The sequence below is a fragment of the Nocardioides rubriscoriae genome (assembly GCF_008087085.1).
In the GTDB taxonomy this organism is placed as follows: Bacteria; Actinomycetota; Actinomycetes; order Propionibacteriales; family Nocardioidaceae; genus Nocardioides; species Nocardioides rubriscoriae.
The window spans coordinates 321,685-342,461 of sequence record NZ_VIYJ01000008.1 but is presented as its reverse complement, the minus strand read 5'-3'; the positions used below and the strand labels follow the sequence as shown (position 1 = coordinate 342,461).

Annotated in this window: 18 protein-coding genes; 14 read left to right on the top strand and 4 right to left on the bottom strand. The window is 68.5% G+C overall.

The genetic code is table 11. The features are described from left to right. Positions 1-124 precede the first annotated feature (124 nt). The 3 genes from FZC61_RS16215 to FZC61_RS16205 all read right to left on the bottom strand — a co-directional run bounded on the left by FZC61_RS16215 (position 125) and on the right by FZC61_RS16205 (position 4,743). Positions 125-1,360, bottom strand: coding sequence for a hypothetical protein (locus FZC61_RS16215; RefSeq protein ID WP_148615197.1), 1,236 nt, complete (start codon positions 1,358-1,360; stop codon positions 125-127). 627 nt (positions 1,361-1,987) lie between these two features. Then, the gene (locus tag FZC61_RS16210; RefSeq protein ID WP_148615196.1) at positions 1,988-3,418 is read right to left on the bottom strand and encodes an argonaute/piwi family protein; all 1,431 of its coding nucleotides are present in this window, start codon (positions 3,416-3,418) and stop codon (positions 1,988-1,990) included. Further along, positions 3,415-4,743: a DUF4365 domain-containing protein gene (locus FZC61_RS16205; protein WP_148615195.1), complete on the bottom strand. Its 1,329-nt coding sequence runs from the start codon at positions 4,741-4,743 to the stop codon at positions 3,415-3,417. Before FZC61_RS16205 ends, FZC61_RS16210 begins: the two co-directional genes overlap by 4 nt. A gap of 297 nt (positions 4,744-5,040) precedes the next feature. Here FZC61_RS16205 and FZC61_RS24090 point away from each other — a divergent pair, with 297 nt between their 5' ends. From FZC61_RS24090 to FZC61_RS16135, 14 genes are all read left to right on the top strand, one after another. Further along, on the top strand, positions 5,041-5,481 hold the full coding sequence (locus FZC61_RS24090) for a helix-turn-helix domain-containing protein (protein WP_148615194.1): 441 nt from the start codon (positions 5,041-5,043) through the stop codon (positions 5,479-5,481). A 325-nt stretch (positions 5,482-5,806) separates the two neighbouring features. Next, complete coding sequence (locus FZC61_RS16195; RefSeq protein ID WP_246142731.1) at positions 5,807-6,487, top strand: SAF domain-containing protein; 681 nt, start codon at positions 5,807-5,809, stop codon at positions 6,485-6,487. A 3-nt stretch (positions 6,488-6,490) separates the two neighbouring features. Next, positions 6,491-7,330, top strand: coding sequence for a CpaE/TadZ family protein (locus tag FZC61_RS16190; protein ID WP_148615193.1), 840 nt, complete (start codon positions 6,491-6,493; stop codon positions 7,328-7,330). Next, positions 7,327-9,006 (top strand): TadA family conjugal transfer-associated ATPase, encoded by a 1,680-nt coding sequence (locus FZC61_RS16185; protein ID WP_148615192.1) that lies wholly within the window; start codon positions 7,327-7,329, stop codon positions 9,004-9,006. The genes FZC61_RS16190 and FZC61_RS16185 overlap by 4 nt, the downstream gene beginning before the upstream one ends. Beyond that, the gene (locus tag FZC61_RS16180; RefSeq protein WP_056886570.1) at positions 9,003-9,935 is read left to right on the top strand and encodes a type II secretion system F family protein; all 933 of its coding nucleotides are present in this window, start codon (positions 9,003-9,005) and stop codon (positions 9,933-9,935) included. The genes FZC61_RS16185 and FZC61_RS16180 overlap by 4 nt, the downstream gene beginning before the upstream one ends. Then, complete coding sequence (locus FZC61_RS16175) at positions 9,932-10,843, top strand: type II secretion system F family protein (protein WP_148615191.1); 912 nt, start codon at positions 9,932-9,934, stop codon at positions 10,841-10,843. Before FZC61_RS16180 ends, FZC61_RS16175 begins: the two co-directional genes overlap by 4 nt. 75 nt (positions 10,844-10,918) lie before the next feature. Beyond that, entirely contained in the window at positions 10,919-11,122 is a 204-nt protein-coding gene (locus FZC61_RS16170; protein WP_011755675.1) for a hypothetical protein, read from the top strand. Positions 11,123-11,128: 6 nt separating this feature from the next. After that, positions 11,129-11,524, top strand: a complete 396-nt coding sequence (locus tag FZC61_RS16165; RefSeq protein WP_148615190.1) for a TadE/TadG family type IV pilus assembly protein — start codon at positions 11,129-11,131, stop codon at positions 11,522-11,524. Next, complete coding sequence (locus tag FZC61_RS16160) at positions 11,521-11,979, top strand: TadE/TadG family type IV pilus assembly protein (protein ID WP_148615189.1); 459 nt, start codon at positions 11,521-11,523, stop codon at positions 11,977-11,979. The genes FZC61_RS16165 and FZC61_RS16160 overlap by 4 nt, the downstream gene beginning before the upstream one ends. After that, a complete protein-coding gene (locus tag FZC61_RS16155) occupies positions 11,979-12,428 on the top strand; it encodes a TadE/TadG family type IV pilus assembly protein (RefSeq protein WP_246142730.1) in 450 nt (149 codons plus the stop codon). The genes FZC61_RS16160 and FZC61_RS16155 overlap by 1 nt, the downstream gene beginning before the upstream one ends. Beyond that, a complete protein-coding gene (locus FZC61_RS16150) occupies positions 12,425-15,685 on the top strand; it encodes a LysM peptidoglycan-binding domain-containing protein (RefSeq protein WP_148615187.1) in 3,261 nt (1,086 codons plus the stop codon). The genes FZC61_RS16155 and FZC61_RS16150 overlap by 4 nt, the downstream gene beginning before the upstream one ends. A gap of 22 nt (positions 15,686-15,707) precedes the next feature. Next, a complete protein-coding gene (locus FZC61_RS16145) occupies positions 15,708-15,983 on the top strand; it encodes a hypothetical protein (RefSeq protein WP_148615186.1) in 276 nt (91 codons plus the stop codon). Then, the gene (locus FZC61_RS16140) at positions 15,980-16,546 is read left to right on the top strand and encodes a hypothetical protein (protein WP_148615185.1); all 567 of its coding nucleotides are present in this window, start codon (positions 15,980-15,982) and stop codon (positions 16,544-16,546) included. Before FZC61_RS16145 ends, FZC61_RS16140 begins: the two co-directional genes overlap by 4 nt. 47 nt (positions 16,547-16,593) lie before the next feature. After that, positions 16,594-17,436: a hypothetical protein gene (locus FZC61_RS16135; protein ID WP_148615184.1), complete on the top strand. Its 843-nt coding sequence runs from the start codon at positions 16,594-16,596 to the stop codon at positions 17,434-17,436. A gap of 369 nt (positions 17,437-17,805) precedes the next feature. Here the strand turns inward: FZC61_RS16135 and FZC61_RS16130 are convergent, their stop codons facing one another. Further along, complete coding sequence (locus FZC61_RS16130; protein WP_148615183.1) at positions 17,806-20,637, bottom strand: NACHT domain-containing protein; 2,832 nt, start codon at positions 20,635-20,637, stop codon at positions 17,806-17,808. Between the last annotated feature and the right edge of the window lie 140 nt (positions 20,638-20,777).

Here is a 20,777-nt window from a genome sequence, read left to right as displayed (position 1 = left end):
GCACCGCAGCAGCCTTCTCCTCAGCGCTGTAGCGACGCGTGGTCGGCTTGCCTGGTGTGACGTCCTTCGGCATGAGGCCATCCTCGTTTCCAAACGATGGAGCCTCCAACAAACCCAGGGCGATTCAGGAGAGCGTGCGCGGACGGGTCTGGCGGACGTAGCGCCGCTGAGCGCGGTCCCACACGTCCTGGGTCTCGGTCCACGCCACCAGCGGCCAGCCGGCGCTGCGCATGGCCGGGATGAGGACATCGGCCTCGAAGGCGGAGTGCCACCACAGCAGGTAGCGCGAGGAAGGGAAGAGCAGTGCTTCGGGGTTGTGTCCGTCATGCTGCTCGGCGCGGGCTGCGTCGCGGCGCGACGTGAGCGCGGTGCGGAGGGGGTAGCCGGTGAAGGAGATGTCGGGCAGCGGCGCGAAGCGGGTCTTGTCGCCCTTGGGTCGACATCGTCGCCCGGCAAGATCCCCGGCATGGGCGCCGGCGTCGATTTGCCAGTCGAGGTGCAGGTGCGGGGCCTGCGCCAGCGGGCAGCCGTCGGGGTGGGCGTCGTCGGCGGTGAGCTGGAACTGTTCGCCCCAGCGTGGTCCGCAGCCGGCTGCGACCTCGGGGGCGAGCCGACCCCACGGCCCGACCCGATCCTCGAGTGCTGCGCCGAGGGCGACGACCTGGGCGCCCGACGGGGCGTCCTCGTCCTGGTGGTAGCCGCTGGACTGCCCGACGCGGCGGGTGCGGTCGCGTCGTGGCGGCGCGGGGGTCCCGGCGAGCGTGGGGCGGGGCATCACGACGCCGGGGGAGAGGTACTCGGCCTGCTCGGCGGTGAAGTAGCTGGGGTGGTGGCGGTAGCCCCAGAGCAGGAGCGCCCGCAAGGCGGTGGTGTTGATTCGGACCATGTGCGGGGTGCCGGCCTGCGCGCGCATCTGGTCGCACAACGCCCGGTCGAGGTCCAGGGCGAGCACCTGCTCGTGGCCGCGGAGGGTGCGGGTGAGGTTGTTCTTGATCTGGGTGCGCGTCGAGGCCCGCCAGGGCCGGTCGGTGTAGGGGCTGGTGCCGTCGGCCAGGTAGGCAGCGAGGACGTCGCCCAGCGGGGCCAGGGCCGCCGCGCCCCCCGCTCGTGCAAGCCGCTGGTCGAGCGTGGTGGCCTTCGCGAGGGCGGCGACGCGGTCCCGTCCGGCGGTGGTGTCGCCCGGGGTCCCGTCGGGCTCGGTCCAGCGCAACCGGTGGATAGGGCATCCCGCGGTCGGGGCGAAGACCCGCACCCGGCCGACGGTCTCGACCGGTGCGTGGCGGCTCATCGCGACCCCACCGCGCCGACCGCGGCGCACCGCGGGTACGCCGAGCTCGCCGCCGGGCACGCGGTCGGGCACCCCGCCGAGCGCTCCCTTGAGCCCCGGGGTCTGGAGCCCCGGGCGGCTCGCCGGCGGGATGGTCGGCCTCGCGGTGGCCGTGGGGGCGGTCGCCGGCCCGGGGACTCGGGTGGGCCCGCGGCGGGGGCGAGGCGGTGCGGGGGACCGGGTGGACGCGCCACGGCCCCGCTGGGGGAAACCTGGGGGAATCCTCCGCGGGGCCGCGCGTTCGTGCAGGTCAGAGGCCCTGTCGGGCTCTGTTTCAGATGTCGTAGTACTGACTGACTGACCCATGCTAACCTGCGCAAACTCCGATTCGTTCAGGCGATTTGTATCCCGTTTGTAACAGCCGAGCGATTGTCGGCCCTTCAGGGGCGTTCAACTACGAAGACGTCCTCGTCCTCAAACTACCGCCTCGGTGCCGTTGGGCGCGTTGGGGACGTCGCGGGTGCCTCGGCGAGGCGGGGCCGAGCTGCGAGGACGTTAACGCTGTCTGGGGTGTTGAGGCTGTGCGTGAACTCGCGGAGGGCGGCGCGCACTTCGCCGGCGGCTCGGAGCGGGCACCTCTCGATGCTTGGCCGTCTTGTGCTGGCCGATGCGATCCGAAGAAGCGACGAGCTCAAACCCAGCTTCACCCACCGAGCCAAGTCACATGTAGTAGGCGTATCGCGGCGCCGGGCGTTCATTCGGGCCGAGGTGCTTCAGGATCCGGCCGATCGAGTCAGCTGTGCGCAGCGTGATGGGCACCCGTCCGTCGAGTTGGGTGGCGTTCCAGTTCATCTTGGAGAGCGCGAGCAGCTCAGTCGCGATCTCGGCCGCGCTCGACTGCACGTCGACAAGGCGGAAGGGGAGTGCCGACGGCACGTACATCCCTGGGTAAGTCCGGTAGAACGGAACGCTCCCACGGGTGTAGAGCAGGTGCCGGGTGTCAGTGAGCGACAGGAGCGTGCCTCGTAGGGTCGTCTGCTCGCCTTGCCGAAACAGCCGGGGGGAGTCCTCGCGTGGGATCCAGACGAGTTCGAGCATGGCCAGGCGCTCCGCCTCGGCGGCAGCCCGGAAGCCCTCCAACTCTTCAGGCGTGAACGAAGAGGTCTTGTGCAGCATGACGCGTGCGGGTGCCGTCTTGTGCTCGATGCGGTAACGGGCCAGCGACTGCTCAAGGAGGTCCTTGGCGTCGTCGCCGGTGAGGTGTGGCTGTCGGTCGTCCTTCGACTGAGTGGCCTGGGCGCCACGGACGATCACCCCGTCGCCGCGCTCGTTGAAGACCTGCGCCACGCTCGTCTGCAGTGTTTCGTTGTCGGTGCTCCGGTAGAAGGCGACGCCGACGTAGCAGGTCGTGAGGTCCCGGACATGGCGGGTCATCCGCCATGGCACGCCGCCGGCCTTGTAGTACAGCGCCGTGTGCAGGTTCCAGGCCTTGGTTGCCTCGTCCTGCTGGCGTCGCCTGTCGCGGCCCTTCGGCTTGTAGGTCGGGTCCCAGGTCTCGCGTCGGATAATTTGGATAGGACGACTACCGCTCAGCGAGCGTGCCTTCAGCAGTTCGTGGAAGTCGAAGCCGATAGACGCAGCTCTTGGTTGCTCCCACGGTCGGTCAGGGTTGGTCTTCGGCTCCTCGCGTTCCGGCAGATCGTCGGGACGGCAGACGATGATCACGTCGCAGTTGGGTTCCTCATCGAGCGTTCTCAGCTCGGCCTCGTACAGTTCGACGCCCTTCTGCACAGCCTGCAGCGGACTCAGCGTTGCGATGTTCTCCAGGGCTCGCTTGTCGAGTGTGCGCTCCAACCGCCCGTTCCAGATGATCGTCGAGCGGAAGCCGACGCTGGTATGGAACCCAGGAAACGGCAAGTAGAGGTGCGATAGCGGGCTTTCTTTGGGTGCAATTGGTTCGCGGCAGCGGTCGAGCCATGCCTTGACCCCATCGATGGCCTCCTTGGTGCCGACGATGCCGATCTGGATCGTCCGGACTCCCGCATGGCTCAGGTCGGCCGGACCGTAGTTGTTGATGCCGCTACGTGGGTCGATGTGGCGGCTGCCGTTGCCGAATTCCAGGTCCGGTTCTTCGATGAACGTGAGTTTCATGCCGTCTCCGCCAGCTCCCCGTCAGCCAGAGGATCGGTCGGATCCGACGCCTCTGCCGCTCGCTTCCACTTCGCCTCGTCGATGCCGCGGTCGGTGTCGAAGGTGACGAGTTTGCCGAAGTCGAGGATGCGCTCGTTCTGGCTGAACAAGCTGTCATGGCCGCCCTCGCGACCGGCGAGGATGGCGGCCCACATGCGGGTCTCGCCGAGCACAGCGGGGTTACGTTCGAGCCGCTTGATGCCGCTCAGGTACTGGGCTGTGAACCGCGACTCGCGGTAGCCGTCGATCGAGTAGTAGTAGTCGGGCGTCAGGGCGCAGAACCACTCGTCGTCGAGGTTGAGGAACTGCCACTTGAGGCCGGCGTGCTTGTAATAGCTGACCTGCGATGGGTTGGTCTTCTTGGCGTGCGGCTTGAAGACGGAGCGCCAATGGGTGCCGCTAGTGTTCCAGCTCCGTGGCGACAGGTCGTCGGTGGCGCGGAAGTAGAGCATGTGGCGCTTGCCGTGGAAGGCGCAGTCATCGCGGAGGTCTTGCCGGAAGGCGTTGTTGAGCAAGCGCACCAGTATTCGCTCGCTGTCCGGGCTGCCGTCGAGCAGTTCGCCGGTGGCCTCGATCGTCGGGTCACCGTTCACCGCGCCCGCCAGCGCGGTGTCCTCGACGGGGCTCCACGTCAGCAGCCGGCCGCCGAAGAGGGTGAAGTCGTCTCGGATGTCGAGGCTGCTCTCGCGCTGTAGGTCGTAGACCTTCCGGGGGAGTGTGACTGCGGCGTCGTATGCCCAGAACACGTCGGGCATCGTCACAGGCAGCAGGTTCGACTCCAGGGTTTCATCACGCAGATCAGCGACGGGCGTGTGCGCGCGGCCGTGAGGATCCGCAACCGCGAACAGCCGGTCGGAGACGTCCCCTTCAAGGGACATGGTGATCTTGTTGAAGTCCACACGTCCGCTGGCGCGACGGGCGGGATCCGCGAAGTAGGACTGGATGTGCGCCCACCAGGCTTCGCCCCGCTTGGGGTGTGAGCAGACCAGCAGGACGGGCATTGAAGACTTCATCCAGTAGTCCAGGTCGCGCTCGTCGCAGTCGTAGTGGAACCGGTCGGCGGTTTCACCGGGGAAGTCGTTGTCGCTGGCCTTGCTTTGCACCTGAAGGTGGCAGTTGCTGACTTCGCCCGTCGCAGGGTCGCGCAGCTCGATCGTGCCATCGATCCCGGCGTCGACTGTGCGCTCGTGCCAGACGTGATCCATGGCGCTGACCCGCTGGTGGATAAGGGCAATACCAGCATCGCCGATGTGCGCGCTGCGGCTGACCTGCTTACCGCTTCCCACCCGGTCACCTCGCTTCTGCCGAGGAATCTGGAGAGCCTCGGCTCTTTGAGGGTACGAGTCGCCACCGACAGTACGAGGCAGGCGCGGTTCAGAGGCGGTGCTACCTGCGGGCGTCCGGATGTGATGAGGCCCACGCCTTTCGAGAGGACCGGTAGGCATCGTCGTTGTCACGCTCCACCTCAAGTCAGCGGCGTGTCCCAGCGCCCTCTGCCCAGCGCGGGTATCACGTAGGTCGCTCAACTTGTGGGGAGATTCGCGGCGGGGGCTCCCGCTTGCTCCGACTAGTGTCTGTCAGCGATGGATTCCGGAATCGACCCCTCAGTGCTGCGCGCCGCTCGCGAGAAGGCGGGCCTGACCCAGCATGAGTTGGCGCGTCTAGTTGGTGCCGCCGGTGGGGAGCGCATATCTCGTTGGGAGCTGGGCGCGTCGGTTCCTCGGCCGGGCTTCTTGGTCAAGCTTGCTAGAGCGCTCGACATCCCGATCCTTCGTCTAATTCACATGGAGGGTGAGGTTCCTGATCTCAGAGCACTGCGTTTGAAGGCGGGGCTGACGGTGCCCGAGTTGGCTGCGGCCGTCAACGTGGCTGTGCCGACCTACTACGCCTGGGAGCAAGGCCGTTGGACCCGACTCCCAGCAGCCAGGCAGCTTGAGAGTCTCGCGCGTGGGTTGGGGGACACAGTCGACGTCGTCGCCGCGGCCTTCCAGGAAGCCCGGCAGCAGCGTCTGCGGCGCGGGTAGGTCTAGCGCCGTAGACGGGCGCGCCTGGCGCCGAGTTGACCGTAATCCACAGGGAGATATTCCTCCCGAAAAGTCCGCATGATTTGTGGTCCCATTGACCTGGATGTTCGGTGCGTGCGAGCGCTCTGTCCCATCGGGGGGATTGGGCCACGCAACCACTTCCGGTCAGGACTCGGGCGATGACATCTCGGAATCGGTCAGCTGTGGATAACGATTCGCTCGATAGAAATGCACTAGTGTGTTTCTATCGAGTCGGGCTCGCGATGACCGCTCCCGGCACGTCTTGACACGTAGGTGATCGAGACAAGAGAGGACTCGGGGATCCATGTCGATGAACACTGCTCAACAAGCACGGGACGAGGTTGGCGCCAGTATCAAGGCACCTCCCGACCACAACCATTTCCCACTACTGAGGCGCCGCCGCAGGCGTTGGGTCCTGGCACTCTGCGCGGCTCTTGTCGCTGCCGGCGGCCTGGGGACCGCGTTCGCGTTCACCTCGGTTAACGACACCCAAGAGGTCCTGGTCGTCAGCAACGACATCAAGCGTGGCGACACCATCGAGGCCGGCGACCTCGCCGTCGTGCGGGTCAGCGTCGACCCGGCGTTGACCGCGGTCCCCGGCAGCCAGAAGGCCGAGCTCGAGGGCAGCCGCGCTGCCGTCGACCTGTGGGCCGGCACTCTGCTCACCGCGCAGGCAGTCACCGACAACCTGGTGCCGGGGGAAGGAGAGTCCCTGGTAGGCATCAGCCTTACTCCCGCGCAGATGCCGTCAGAGCCGCTCTACGGCGGCGACGTCGTCCGGATCGTCACCACGCCCGGCGACCAGGGCGAGATCACCGACAGGGAGCCGGTCACCATCGAGGCCACCGTCGTTGGTGTTAACCGGGTCGAGGAGACGGGGGAGACCGTCGTCGACGTCGCGGTGCCCGAAGCCGAGGCGGCCGAACTGGCTGCCCGGGCTGCCACCGGACGGGTCGCACTCGTCCTGGACGCCCGGGAGCGCTGAGGCATGGCGGTGATCGTCCTGGCCTCCGCGAGCGGTTCGCCCGGCGTGTCCACCACGGCGCTCGGGCTAACCCTCAACTGGCACCGACCCGTGCTCCTGGTCGACGCAGACCCGACCGGATCCTCCTCGGTCTTCGCCGGCTACTTCCAGGGCGCCCAGGAGCCGACCGGCGGCCTGATCAACCTCGCTCTCTCCCTGCGCGAGGGAACGCTGGCGGACGCGCTGCCCCGGGAGACGCTGCTGCTGGACCCCGAGGCGCCAGCCGAGCGGTCTGCTTGGTTCCTACCCGGCATCCGGGCCCACGAGCAGGCCCCCAGCCTGCTGCCCCTGTGGGAACCGCTCACCGAGCAACTGCGCGCCCTCGACCGCAACGGCCAGGACGTCATCGTCGACGCCGGACGACTCGGCCTCGCCGGCTGGCCCCAGCCGCTGATCGCTGCCTCCGACCTGACCCTGCTCGTCACCCGCAGCTCGCTGCCGGCCCTGGCCGGCGCCACCAGCTGGGCCAAGACCCTGCGGGCACAGTTCGCCGCGGTCGGTGGGCTCTCCCGTCTCGGGGGACTCCTCGTCGACGAGGAGCGACGCTGGCCCTCGCTTCCCACCGGCGCCCGAGTCCGGCCCTACACCGCACGCCACATCGCCAAGGCCCTCCAGATCCCCGTGGTCGCCTCCGTGGACTGGGAGCCCGAGGTGGCCGAGGTCTACTCCCACGGCGCCCGCAAGCCACGCAAGTTCGAGTCCTCCGGACTGCGGCGCGGCTACCGGGGCAGCACCGCCGCAATCCAGTCCATCCTCGGCGCCAACCAGGCCGCCCTCGCTCCCACGAACGGAGGTCACGCATGAGCACCAACGGACACCACCCGGAGACCAACGGCCGCGACCCGCTGCGCGCAGACGAGTGGCTTGAGGCCCGCCATGCCGCGAACCGTGAGCAGACCTCGCCGTTCGCCCGAGGACGCGGTTCCAACGGCACCCCGCCGCCCCCGCCGGTCGTCGAGGACGACGACCCGACCTCGCTGCCGATCTTCGCCGGCGCCTGGACCAGCGAAGGCGAGGGCCAGCTGCCTGGCCGCGCCCGCTCGGAGTTCAGCCTGCGCCCGCTTGTGGCGCCCGCACCGGAGGAGCACCAAGACACCCGCGGCACGGATGGCGAGGTCGAGCTGGACTGGGAGCTGATCGCGCAATACCGCGCTGAGATCTCGTCGCGACTGACCGCCCGGCTCGACAAGGAAGGTGGTCGGGTGACCGAGGAGGACCGCGAGCAGATGGGCCTCGACGTCATCGAGGAGCTCATCAAATCCGAGGCCGAGACGTTGGTCTCGACCGGCCGTCCGCCGTGGACGAAGGACCACGAGAAGGCACTCAAGTCCGCCCTCCACGCCGCCCTGTTCGGGCTCGGCCGCCTGCAGCCCCTGGTCGAGCGCGAGGACGTCGAGAACATCATCGTCATCGCCCGCGGCCCGGTCTGCTCGGTGTGGCTGGAGCTGGTCGACGGCACCCTTGTGGAGGCCGCCCCGATCGCCGACTCCGAGGACGAACTGCGCGAGTTCCTCTCCGACCTAGGCGCACGGCAGAACCGGCCCTTCACCGAGGCCCGGCCGCACCTGGACCTCCGGCTGCCCGGGGGAGCGCGGCTCGCGGCCGGCTCCTGGGTGATGGCCTACACCTCCGTCGTGATCCGTCGCCACAGCATGCGCGAGGTGTCGATGGACGAGATGGTCTACGACCGCAAGGCGTGCAGCGCGGTCCTGGCCGACTTCGTCGCAACCTGCGTGCGCGCGGGCAAGAGCATCGTCGTCTCCGGGGTCCAAGGCAGCGGCAAGACCACTTGGGTCCGGGCCCTGTGCTCGTGCATCCCGCCCTGGGAGATGATCGGCACCTTCGAGACCGAGTTCGAGCTGCACCTGCACGAGCTCGTCGACCGCCACAAGATCGTCCACGCGTGGGAGCACCGCCCCGGATCCGGCGAGGTCGGCATCGACGGCCGCCAGGCCGGTGAGTTCAGCCTCGAGGAGGCCATCCACCACTCCTTCCGGTTCAACCTCGCCCGCCAGATCGTCGGTGAGGTCCGCGGCCCGGAGGTCTGGAACATGCTCAAGGCCATGGAGTCCGGGCCGGGCTCGATCAGCACCACCCACGCCCGCAGTGCCGAGCACACGATCGAGAAGCTCGTCTCCTGCGCCATGGAGAAAGGCCCCCAGGTCACCCGCGAGCTGGCAATCAGCAAGCTGGCCGCCGCGATCGACATCGTGATGTACCTGCGCTCGGAGGTCGTCGCCAATCCCGACGGCACCTTCCGCAAGCAGCGCTGGGTCGAGGAGGTCCTGGTCGTCCAGCCCAGCATCGACGCCGCCAGGGGATACGCCACCACCCCGATCTTCGCCCCTAACCAGCTCGGCCAGGCCGTCGCGACCGGCAAGCTTGACAACTTCCTCGCCCAGGAGCTGGCGCGGCATGGGTTCGACCTCGAGGTGTACAAGGCCGAGTCCCAGGCCAACCCGGGGGTGGCCACCTCATGAGCACTGCGTTCCTGCCCGCCGTCTTCGGGGCGCTCATCGTCATCGGTCTGATCGGGATGGTCTACGCGCTAATCCCCGCCCCGCCCGAGCCGCCGCGGCCCGCCCGGACCGTCACCCCGTTCGGGCGGCTGGGGAACTGGTTCGTCCGGCTCGACCGGCGCACCCGGATGCTGATGGTCGGCGGTGCCGTGGCTGGCCTCCTGGTCGCGCTGGTGACCGGCTGGGTGATCGCGATCGTGCTCGTCCCGGCCGGGATCGTCGGTATCCCGCTGTTGCTGACGCCCCCGCCGGCGGCCGCGAGCATCGAGAAGCTCGAGGCGCTCGAGGAGTGGACGCGGTCCCTGTCGGGCAAGCTGACCGCCGGCCAGTCCCTGCGCTCGGCGCTCATTAAGTCCCTGCAGTCCGCGCCGGCGCCGATCGAGCGCGAGGTCGGACTGATGGTCTCCCGGTTGTGGAACAACACCGCCAGCACCGAGGACGTGCTGCGCGCCTTCGCCGAGGACCTCAACGACTCCACCGGCGACGTCGTCGCCAGCCAGCTGATCCTTGCCGCCAGCGGCCGCGGCCAGGCCGGACTGTCGAAGGCCTTGGACGCCCTCGCTGAGACCGTCGCCTCCGACGTGCGCGCTCGCCGCCAGATTGCCGCCGACCAGGCCAAGCCCCGCACCACCGCCCGCACCGTCACCGTGATCACCCTCGGTGTGCTGGGCATGCTCGCCTTCACCGGGGACTACATCGAGCCCTACGGGTCCCCGCTGGGCCAGGTCATCCTCGCCGTCCTGCTCTCGGCCTACGTGGCCACGCTGCTGTGGATGCGCCGGATGGCTGTCGCCAAGCCGCTCCCGCGGTTCCTCGACCTCCAGGCCCGCAACGCCCACCGCGCCGCCCAGCGCACGGCACCGGGCGAGAAGGAAGGAGCGCTCGCATGACCGGCCTGCAGATCGCGCTCGCCAGCGGCACCCTCATCGGACTGGCCCTCGCCCTGCTCGTATGGCGCCTCGCGCCCTCCGACCCCGACCTGGTCGACGCGCTGGACCGTCTCTCACCTGACCACGTCGTGCCCCGCCGCAACACTCCCGGCCTCGACGTCGACACCGGCGCCGGCTCGGCGGTCGATCGGATCGGCTTGTGGGCGATGAAGAACCTGCCCGGCGGCGCCTGGGCCCACACGCCTCGCAAGGACCTGGCCATCCTGCAGATCAGCGAGACCCGGTTCCACGGCGAGAAGGTCGTCTGGGCACTGCTCGGCCTGATCATGCCGCCGCTGCTGGCCGCCTTCTTCACTCTGATCGGCCTTCCGCTGCCGTTCGCCATTCCGACGCTCGGCTCGCTGGCCCTGGCAGCCCTGTTCTGGTTCATGCCCAACTACAACGCCGCCGACGACGCCAAGAAGGCCCGCATCGAGTTCAGCCGCGCCCTGGGCGCCTACATCGACATGGTGGCCACCGGCGTCCGCGACGGATCCAGCGGCCAGCAGGCGCTGCGCTCGGCAGCCGAGGTCGGCGACAAGTGGGTCTTCAAGCGGATCGAGAGCGAGCTGCGCCGCGCCCGCTACATGACCCGCGCACCCTGGGACTCCCTGCACGGTCTCGCCGACGAGCTCGCCGTCCCCGAGCTCGATGACCTCGCCGACATCATGCAGCAGTCCGGCCAGGACGGAGCCCAGATCTACAACAACCTCCGGGCCCGCGCCGCCGCACTCCGGTCGGCGATGCTCAGCGCCGAGGTCGGCAAGGCCAACGCCACCTCCGAGCGCATGTACATCCCAGCCAGCCTGCTCGGCATCGTCTTCCTGGCGATCCTCGTCACCCCCTCCCTGCTCCGTTTCACCACCTGACCGACCTAACGCCGACCCCAAAGAACCAGGGTCACCCAGACCGCAAACCGAACAACAAGGAAAGGAAGAACCCCGATGTTGAAGCTCTTTATCGCCCTCCAGATGGCGGCGCTGACCTCGCTCGCCTCCCTCGAGGACCGCGTCACCCGGCAGCGCGACGAGCGCGGCTCCGTCACGATCGAGCAGGTCCTGTGGGCCGGCGCCGTGATCGTCATCGTCGGCATCGTCGTCGCGGCCATCAAGTTCTTCGTGACCAGCGAGTCCGCCAAGATCAAGTAGGCCGCCATGTTCGCCAGCCGCCACCGCCGCAGCCGGGACGAGCGCGGGTCGGTGACCATCCAGATGGTCTTCCTGATGCCCGCGCTGTTCCTGCTGATGTTCCTCGGCCTCCAAGGCGCCCTTTACTACCACGCGAAGCAGGTAGCGCTCGCGGCCGCGCAGGAGGGCGCCCGTGAGGCAGGCAGCGAGACCGGCACCCGCGACGCCGGTGTGGCCACGGCGAACACGTTCCTCCACGACGCCGGAGGCTCCGACGTGATGACCTCCACCAGCGTCTCCGGATCACGGACCACGACCACCGCCACGATCACCGTCACGGGCAAGTCCATGAGCGTCATCCCCGGCTGGCACGTGACCGTCACCCAGAGCGCCAGCGTCCCGGTCGAGAGGCTCACCGAATGACCAGGCAGACGAGGCGGACCAGCGCACGCCGCCGGCGCCGGGACGAGCGCGGGTCGGTGGCCATCGAGGCCGCGATCGGCGTCCCGGCCTTCGGCCTGTTCGTGGCGATGATCATCCTCGGCGGCCGCGTGGAGATCGCCAAGCAGTCCGTGGACGCAGCCGCCTACGAGGCGGCACGAGCGGCCTCCATCGAGCGGACCCAGAGCGAGGCCATCACCTCCGGCAAGTCCGCGGCCACCAGCAGCATGCACGACCAGGGCCTGCAGTGCACGACCACCAACATCACGATCAACGCTGCGGCCTTCAACGCCCCGCTGGGAACCACCGCCCAGGTCACCGCCATCGTGACCTGCAAGGTCGACGTGGCGGACCTGAGCATCCCCGGCCTGCCCGGCACCCGGACGATCACCGCCACCGCCAGCAGCCCCGTCGACGCCTACCGGGAGCGCCGATGATGACCGCCCGCATCCGCAGTCTCACGACGCGGCGCTCGCGTGATGAGCGCGGCTCCATCAGCGTCTGGTTCGCTACCGCAGCACTGGCGATGATCATCCTCGTCGGGATGGCCGTCGACCTCGGCGGCAAGGTCCACACCCAGCAGCAAGCCCGCAGCGCTGCCGCCCAGGCCGCCCGCATCGGCGCCCAGGAGGTTCAGGGCTCGACCGCAGTCCGCGGCGAGGACCTCCGCGTCGACCTCACCGCCGCCAAGACGGCCGCCATGGACTATCTCCGCGCCGCCGGCGTGGAGGGAACCGTCCGCGTCGTCGACGGCGACACCCTGATCGTCACCACCACCGACACATACACCAGCAAGTTCCTCGGGATCATCGGCCTGGACACGATGCAGGTCACCGGGGAGGCGTCCGCGCGGCTCATCCGCGCCGAAGGAGGCATCGAGAGATGACCACGCCCACCCATCCCACCCTGGGCCAGCGGCTCACCGGCCTCGCAGCCTTGGTCGCCGTACTCGGCATCGTCCTCGGGCTGCCCGCACTATTCCTCGCGATCAGTGCCAGCCCAATCCCGGACCACGTCCCGACCCTGGACGGCATCAAGAATGCGCTCATGGCGCCCGACGACGGCACCCTCGTCCTCGGCCTGTTCAAGGTGATCGGCTGGGTCGCGTGGGCCTTCATGGCGCTGAGCCTGGTCGTGGAGGCCATCGCACGGCTCCGCAAGGTCCAGGCGCCCCGGCTGCCGGGCCTGGGCCGGCCGCAGGCTGCAGCACGCGGACTCATCGGCCTCGCCGCTCTGCTGTTCATCGCCGCGCCCATCGCCGCCCAGACAGCCACGATCACCACGGCCGCCGCGGCGCCGGTGACGGTGGGACATGTCAACGCCGGTGCCGCCGACCAGGCACCCGCCCAGCAGGACGTCAAGGTCGAGACGAAGCAGGAGCGCCAGCGCAAGACCGTCGACCACGCTGTGAAGCCGGGGGAGAGCCTGTGGTCGATCGCCGAGGACCACTTCGGCGACGGTGCCCGCTACAAGGAGCTCGTCGAACTCAACCGCGACCTCCTCGGCGCGCAGCCGAGCTTCCTCGAGCCCGGTTGGGTACTCAAACTGCCCGCGGTCAACGGCGGGGCACCGGCGCACGACTACACGGTGCAGCCCACCGACACCCTCAGCGAGATCGCCCAAGAGCAGCTCGGCGACGCCGACCGCTGGCCCGAGATCTACCAGGCCTCCACCGGCATCACCCAGCCCGGCGGGGCCCAGCTGACCGACCCCGACGTCATCGACGTCGGCTGGAAGCTCAACATCCCCGGCGCCGAGCAGGGGGGCAGTCACGACGACACCCGGCACCAGCAGCCGCGCGACGTCGAGCCCGAGACGCCCGCCAGCCCCGAGGACCAGCGGCCCGTCGACCCGCCGGCCGAGGAGGAGCCGCCGGTCGCCCACGAGCCTGAGGTGCCCGAGGTACCCGAGACGGCCGTGCCCGACGCGCCGCCCCAAGCCGAGGAGCCGGCGGCGCCGGCCGCCGACGTCGACCAGGTCGACGACGCTGACGACTCGATCCTCGACGCGCCGTGGGTCCTCGCCGGTCTGACCGGCGGGGGCGTCCTGCTGTCCGGGGCGCTGCTCATGGCCCTGCGGTCCCGCCGCCGCGCCGGCTACCGGAACCGGACGCCCGGCCGCGCGATCGCCGCGCCGCCTCCGGAGCTCGCGCCGGTCGAGATGACCCTGAACGCCACCGGTGCCGCGGCCGCGGCGACCGTGGAGTTCGCGGACGAGGCGCTGCGCCGCCTCGCGGCCGCCGTCGGCGCGCAGGGCACCACGATGCCGCCGCTCGCCGCCGTGGAGCTCGGGCACGGCAAGCTGACCCTGCACCTGAGCGCGCCGGCCGCCGTCCCGGCGCCCTGGGTGGGCAGCCCGGACCAGACCCACTGGCACGTGAGCACGGACACCGCCGTCGACGAGCTCGGCCCCGACACAGGGAACGTCGAGCCGCCCTACCCGCTTCTGGCCACTATCGGCATGAGCGACACCGGCGAGACGTGGCTGCTCAACTGCGAGGAGCTGTCCACCCTCACCATCAGCGGCGACCCGACCTACGGCCGGGACTTCGCCCGCCACCTCGCCGCGCAGCTGGCCGTCAACCCGTGGTCGCGCCGCGTTCAGGTCGACTGCATCGGCGTGGCTGAGGAAGCCGTCGCCATGGACGAGCGGATCAGCTACTACCCGACCGGAGCAGCCGGGTCACCCGCGACCGCGGAAGCCCTCGCGGCCGCCGTTACCACGGTCGACCGGGCGAAGCGACACGACACCGACGCGTCCACGGCGCGCACCGGCAGCGTCGACGACGACACCTGGCCCGCCCGGATGCTGTTGCTCGACGCGGCGGCCGGAGACCCCGAGGACCTTGAGCAGCTTCTGCAGCTGGTCACCAACCACGTCGGGCAGTCCGCCACCTCCATCGTCGTCGCCGGCGAACGCCCCAACACACCGGGCGCCGTCCTGCACATGACGAACACCGGCCGCGTCGTCCTCGAGCACGCCGGCCTCAACCTCATCGCCGTCGGCCTCACCAGCGACGAAGCCCGCGGCTGCGCCCTGGTCTACGCACAGAGCGAGGTCGCCGAGGACGTCCCCGTGCCGGTCGACGAGACCGTCACCGACGGCTGGGAGGCCTACACCGACCAGTCCGGGGCACTGCGCCGCGAGTACACCCTGCCGCGCAACACCCCCGCGGACACCGTCGACGAGCCGCTGTCCTCCCTCCTGGAGGGCGACGACGAGGACTACATCCGTCAGAGCGCGATCGTGCAGGAGGACCTCGAGACGCTGGCGCCGAAGGTGCCCTTGCACGTCCGAGCCGAGGTCGAGCAGAGCGACCCCACTCTCGACCAGGACATCGCCGACTGGTTCTCGACCGACTGCGACCGTCCACGGCTCAGCCTGCTCGGTCCGGTCACCGCGCGCACCCACGGCAAGGCCCTGGCCAAGCGCAAGCCCTACTTCACCGAGCTCCTCGCGTACTTGGCCCTGCACCGCAAGCACGGAGCCACCCGCGAGGAGATCGGCGAGGCATTCGGGATCACCCCCGGCAAGGTGCGCGACTACACCAACACCGTCCGCGAATGGCTGGGCACCAACCCCACAAGTGGAGAGCCCCACCTGCCCCACGCCGACAAGGCCCCTGCCACCAAGCTCCGCGGCGTCAACGTCTACCAGGTCGACGACGGCCTCTTGGTCGACCTTCACCTCTTCCTCCGACTGCGCAAGCGCGGGCAGGCCCGGGGCGGCGCGGAAGGCGTCGCCGACCTCTGCACCGCGCTCGAGCTGGTCGGCGAGGCGAAGCCGTTCAGCCAGCTGCGTGAAGAGGGATGGTCTTGGCTCGTCAACGAGCCCGACCGCGTCGACCTCATGGCTTCAGGCTGGATCGCCGACGTCGCCCTCATCGTCGTCACCGAGGCTCTCGCCGCAGGCGATCTGGTCAAGGCCCGCTCCGCCGCCTACGTCGCCAACCGGGCCGACCCTGACGGCGAGAGCACCCGCCTGTGCCTGGCCCACGTCATGAAGGCCGAGGGCGACCAGCTCGAGGCCGACCGGATCCTCCGCGAGGAGATCTGCAACCGGTCCGACGACGGCGACGCCCCCATGGAACTGTCGGAGCGCACGAAGACCATCATCAGTACCCACGGCTGGCTCGCGAGCTGACTCGGGAAGGGAGCACCAGCACATGACCACCTTCAACCAGGAGCTCACCGGCCGCTACGTCGCGGCCGGCGGCGACCGCCCCGACCTCGACGCCCGACGCGTCGCCAGAGCCGTCTTCGTCCGCGACACCGTCCGCACCCTCTACGACGCCGACAAGCGATTCAGCATCGACCCCGCCGACAACGGCTCGCTGGCCGAGCTCGTCGACGCTGCCGAAGAACACCTCGAGCACATCGCCACCGACGTCAGCCAGCGATCAGTCATGGCGCCGCCCAACACAGGAGGAGACACCGCATGAGGAAGCACCACTCCGCACTCGGGGGAGTGGCCCTCGCCCTCGCCCTCACCCTCACGGGCTGCTCGGACGACGGCACCGACCCCGAGGCCGAGGACACCCCGACCGCTACGCCGAGCTCGAGCCCGACGAGCACTGCGCCGACGCCGCAGACCCCCGAGGAGAAGGCGGCGGCCCAGCTGGCGATGTACCTCGAGGTACGCGACCTCGCTTACCGGAAGCGGGACATCAACTTCAAGGCGCTCAACCCGGTCGCGACCGGTGAGGAGTTTCTGCAGTTGCAGCACACCGTCGCGAGCATGATGAATGAAAACGTCACGGTGACCGGGGAGTACGCACACACGCTCGACGAGCCGCGGAATCGCGGGACCTCGATTCTGATCATCGACTGCGAGGACCGCACCAAGGTCACCTGGAAGAACGACGGGGCGATCCGGCAACCGGACTTCACGGACCCCAACGGAGACCCGCTCCGCAACCCCGCCCCGGTTGAGTACACGCTCGTCAAGGACAAGGGTGCTTGGAAGGTCTCCGACTCGGACCTGCTTTGGGACCAGCCATGCTGAGGAGACTCATTGCCCTCTTGGTGGCGTTGGCAGGGTCGCTCGTCATCGTGTTCGTCACCGCCTCCGCCGCGAGCGCTGACTGCACAGCGGACCCGGTGACCGGCGAAGTTGTCTGTGACGACGAGGATGGCGGCAACGATGGCGGTGACGGCGGTGACACCGGTGGCTCGTCGACTTGCTCGACCTCGGACGGTAGGGAGATCCCGTGCACTGGCCCCGGCGGGTCGGTATGGAGCAGCAGCCATCAGTGCTGGGTCGGCGACGTCTGGGATCCGGGTGGGGAGGGCCCACTGCCGCCCCCTGGACAGACCAATGAGGATGGTGCGTGGCACATCTGCTACTGGCCGCCCCCAGGCTCCTCATGGGATCCGGTCTGGATCCAGAACGGCACGGTCACGATCGACCCGGTGGTTCTCGCCAATCGCGCGATCGCGTCGATGGACCTGGATCCGATCAGGATCGGCATCGTTCCCGAGCCTGGCCCCAACCGGGTCGGACTCGTTGGTCTGCCGGTGTGGATGTGGGTCGACAGCCCGACCGATGACACGTTCGGACCGATCACCGCGTCCGCCAGCGAAGGGCCGGTCTCGGTCAGCGCCACCGCCAGCGTCTCCAGCATCGTGTGGAACATGGGCGACGGCACCAAGGTGACCTGCACCGGCAAGGGGACGCCGTACGCCGATCACTACGGCAAGCAGGACTCCCCGACCTGCGGGCACCGCTACGCGAAGATGTCGACCGACCAGCCCGAGGGTGCGTACCAGGTCACCGCGGCCAGTCACTGGGTGGTCGAGTGGACCGGTGGCGGGCAGTCCGGAACCATCGAGTTCGACCTGGCCACAGAGCCCCTCCCGATCCGCATCGGGGAGGCCCAGGTGCTGACCCAGTGACCCTGTACTAGCCGACCGACCACCGACACAGGTCCCCGTCCTCACAGCAGCAAGGGGACCTGTGTCGTTCGCTGCCCGAGCGCGCCCCGAGGCACCGGGCCCGCCGAGCGGCGCTGCTCGTGCTGCCGCTGCTGGACGTGAAAGTGCCCCAGGCGTCTCGGGTCACCTGGGGCTCGTGAGAAGTAGACATAGGGTGGCTCGCCTGTGCTGATGAATAGAAGATCGCGCGGACCTAGACGCTCGCCGTCGGGGTGCCAGGTGGCCCGTCACGTGACCTGGGTGCCGCCCTCCTGGCGGTCTGGGGTCCGCCGATCTGCGAGCTCGCCCTCGACACAGCGTGGCCTGACGGCCGCGTGGTCCGGCAGGGAGTCAGGCGAGGATGCAGTCGGCGAGTGGGGCGCGGAAGCGCTGCGAGAGCACGGATCTGAGTTGGAGGAACAGTGACACGTCGCCGGGGAGCACGTGAGCGACAGCTGCGCTCAGTACTGCTGCCGCCTCGGGGATGTTCAGGCAGGCGATGAGGTCGGCTTCGTGCTGCTCGACGAAGACCTCGTCCTTGATTGCCTTCATCGCGGCGGCAGCGCCACGGATGACAGGGTCGAGAGCGGCGGGGTGGGGGCTGGTGTCGAGCTCGTCGTCGAAGGCGGTCCAGTCCACGCCCGGCGGACAGGGGTGGGGAGTGCTGGCCAGCTGGTTCAGGACCAAGCCGAGTCCCAGTGTGCGCTCGTTGACCTGCAGATCGTGCTCGATGGCGGACACCATCTCGGCCGCGCTGGCGACCGTCAGACGGTTTGCGGTGGCTGTGAGGCCCGCACGCATCATTCGCGCTACTGCGTCTCGTTGTTCGGCACCACTGTCGGCGTAGCGCAGAAGGATGCGTAGCGACCGGTCCAGGTTGAACGCAGAGGGCGCGTCCAGTACGTGGAGCCCGTGAGCCAAGATGCGGCGGCTCCAGTTCGGCCATGCGCGCGCCATACCGTCGTCGAGGACGTCGAGAGCTACCTCGGGGCCGATCGGTAGATGCGATCCGAATCGTTCGGGAGCTTCCTGGTCGACCGTCTCGATGAGCTCGACCACGGCCTGGTGTTCGTGGGCGCGAGGTTCCGCGAACATCTTTCCTGTCGCGAACAACCAGGTGTTGCGCCAATGTGGGCTGGGGGCCAGGAGACGTAGCCGGTTGATCAGGGTCTCAAGGGGCGCGTCGCTGATTCGCCGGGCCGCCATGAGTTCTTGGAGTGAGCGCACGTCGAAACCGAAGCCGTCGTTCCGGGGCGCGATCAGGACCAGTCGCTGTGTCGCAGACCTAATGATCGAGTCCAGGACGTCGGAGTGGTGCCCGTCGGGCTTGAACTCGGCGTCGTTGAGGATGTGCCAGACGATTTCGCGCAGCTCCGGCTCTGTTAGGACGGCCGTGGAGTGGTCGGCCGTCTCGCTGCGCTGTTGAAGCACCAAGCCGGCGCGCTCGTGAAGCTGGTGGATGAACGGCTCGTACTTGGTCAGGAGCGTGCGGACCATCGTCGGTTTGTTGCGCTCTCGTCGTACGACGGTGTCGTAATAGCTCCAGAAGAGGCTATACCGGTCTGGTGCGATGGTCCCCGCGCCGTCGACGATGATCGAGAGGATGAGGACCTGCAGCGGCGTCCGCAGCAGTTTGACGAGGTTCTCATCCTGCGCAGCGTTCCGAAGGGCCGTGACGACCTTGCCGATCCGCTCCTCGTCGCCGCTAAGGCGTACTTGGGCGGCCTTAGTTCCGAAGGCGACGGCCTCAGCGGGTGTCAGGTCGTCGAGTCCGACGGTTTCGAACGACGTCGGGTCGATGTTTTCGGTGTAGCCAACCGGGCGGGTCGTGATGACGGCAAGTAGGTCGCATCGGTCCCCCTCTGCGTTGTTGACGAACTCCACGACGCGCTCGATCACCGTGCGCCGCGTCTCTGGCTCGGTGACCTCGTCCAGGCCATCGAATACGACTAGCCAGGGCCAAGCGCGCAGCCAGGAGGTCAGCGTGGCGGGAGTAACGGTGCCATGGTTCGACTTCTTGCTGATGTGTTCGGCCACGTATCGCATCAGCGACTCATCGAGCTTGTGGCCTCGTTCCTCCGCGTAGTCGGCGAGGTCGATGCGCAGCGGCCAGCGCCGGTGCCGCGGGAGGTGGTGCCCCAGCCTCCGCAGCACGTCCTCGGTCCCGGTGATCACGGTGTCGTGGTTGGCCGCTAGTGCCGTGGAGCCTTTGAGCGCTGCAACTCGGTATGCCTGCACGATCAGCTTGGAGATCGTGGTCTTCCCGTTGCCCGGCTGGCCGGTGAGGACGATGTGGCGCGGCCCGTCCACAGCTGTGATGTCTCGGGCTAGGAGGTTGTCTCCCCGCTCGAAGACATGCCGCAGCACGGTGCTCCTGTGGCCTCCGCCCGGGAAGGTCACGGGGAGATCGATCGCGACCTCGTGCACCGGGATGCCGCGGTTTTCGCGGTCACCGGCGTCGTCGAAGTACACCAGCCCGTCGGAGAGGAGTTCGGTGCGTGCCTGGTCGAGCAGAACCGGTTCGCTGTCCTTAACGGCGATGTTGCCCGTGAGCTCAGAGATGAAGGTGAAGACGTCGCTGGCAGTCAAGAAGGCGTCGAACCGGCGGCGCACGCCTTCCTGCGTGCTCAACAGAGCATCGAGCTGGTTGCCGTCCCAGAATCGGATCGTCTTGATGTGCGCGATCCGCTTGCGCCGCTGGACCCTATCGAGAATTGCATCCTGATCGTCGATGTCGCGGCTGGGGTCGTTGAGCCTGTCGCGGTAGGCCCTGATGTTCCTGCGGATGGCGTCGTGGCCGCCCGTGTTCTGAACGGGGGTGAGTGCGACGTTGGTGATGAAGACGAGCTGATCGGGCAGGGGATCGCGCGGGTCCTTCTTATCCCACTCAGCCCAGGCGTCGAGTTCCTTCTTGACCTCTCCCCACAACCACGAGGCATTGGTGGTCTCCGAGTCGGAGATCTTGTCGTGGTGCTTGACCTGGAAGACGGTGTAACCGCTGAAGGTGTCTGCTGAGGACTCGAGTGCTGAGGCGAACTTCAGGTTGCCCTCGAAATACAGATCGCGGCCGCCGTCCTTGCCAGCGCCCATGACCTGGACACCTGGGCCGAACTCGGCGATCGCCAGCGCAGCGGCCATCGACTGAAAGGCACCGGGGCTCAACAACTGCAGCTGGTGCTTCACGGACGACTCCACTGTTCGACGGACGGCTCAAGGTAGCAACGCGCAGCGACACGGCGTGGTCGAACCGCGCGGTCACCCGTCCGCCTGTCACCAGGGCGCTGCCGCGGAGCGAATCCCTACCGGTTCGGTGTTGAGGAGGT

What these genes read in the sequence shown, in the direction of transcription:
- FZC61_RS16210 (WP_148615196.1), bottom strand. Translation starts at nt 3,418, where the DNA reads ATGAAACTCACGTTCATCGAAGAACCGGACCTGGAATTCGGCAACGGC.
- FZC61_RS24090 (WP_148615194.1), top strand. Translation starts at nt 5,041, where the DNA reads ATGGATTCCGGAATCGACCCCTCAGTGCTGCGCGCCGCTCGCGAGAAG.
- FZC61_RS16195 (WP_246142731.1), top strand. Translation starts at nt 5,807, where the DNA reads ATGTCGATGAACACTGCTCAACAAGCACGGGACGAGGTTGGCGCCAGT.
- FZC61_RS16190 (WP_148615193.1), top strand. Translation starts at nt 6,491, where the DNA reads ATGGCGGTGATCGTCCTGGCCTCCGCGAGCGGTTCGCCCGGCGTGTCC.
- FZC61_RS16185 (WP_148615192.1), top strand. Translation starts at nt 7,327, where the DNA reads ATGAGCACCAACGGACACCACCCGGAGACCAACGGCCGCGACCCGCTG.
- FZC61_RS16180 (WP_056886570.1), top strand. Translation starts at nt 9,003, where the DNA reads ATGAGCACTGCGTTCCTGCCCGCCGTCTTCGGGGCGCTCATCGTCATC.
- FZC61_RS16175 (WP_148615191.1), top strand. Translation starts at nt 9,932, where the DNA reads ATGACCGGCCTGCAGATCGCGCTCGCCAGCGGCACCCTCATCGGACTG.
- FZC61_RS16170 (WP_011755675.1), top strand. Translation starts at nt 10,919, where the DNA reads ATGTTGAAGCTCTTTATCGCCCTCCAGATGGCGGCGCTGACCTCGCTC.
- FZC61_RS16165 (WP_148615190.1), top strand. Translation starts at nt 11,129, where the DNA reads ATGTTCGCCAGCCGCCACCGCCGCAGCCGGGACGAGCGCGGGTCGGTG.
- FZC61_RS16160 (WP_148615189.1), top strand. Translation starts at nt 11,521, where the DNA reads ATGACCAGGCAGACGAGGCGGACCAGCGCACGCCGCCGGCGCCGGGAC.
- FZC61_RS16155 (WP_246142730.1), top strand. Translation starts at nt 11,979, where the DNA reads ATGACCGCCCGCATCCGCAGTCTCACGACGCGGCGCTCGCGTGATGAG.
- FZC61_RS16150 (WP_148615187.1), top strand. Translation starts at nt 12,425, where the DNA reads ATGACCACGCCCACCCATCCCACCCTGGGCCAGCGGCTCACCGGCCTC.
- FZC61_RS16145 (WP_148615186.1), top strand. Translation starts at nt 15,708, where the DNA reads ATGACCACCTTCAACCAGGAGCTCACCGGCCGCTACGTCGCGGCCGGC.
- FZC61_RS16140 (WP_148615185.1), top strand. Translation starts at nt 15,980, where the DNA reads ATGAGGAAGCACCACTCCGCACTCGGGGGAGTGGCCCTCGCCCTCGCC.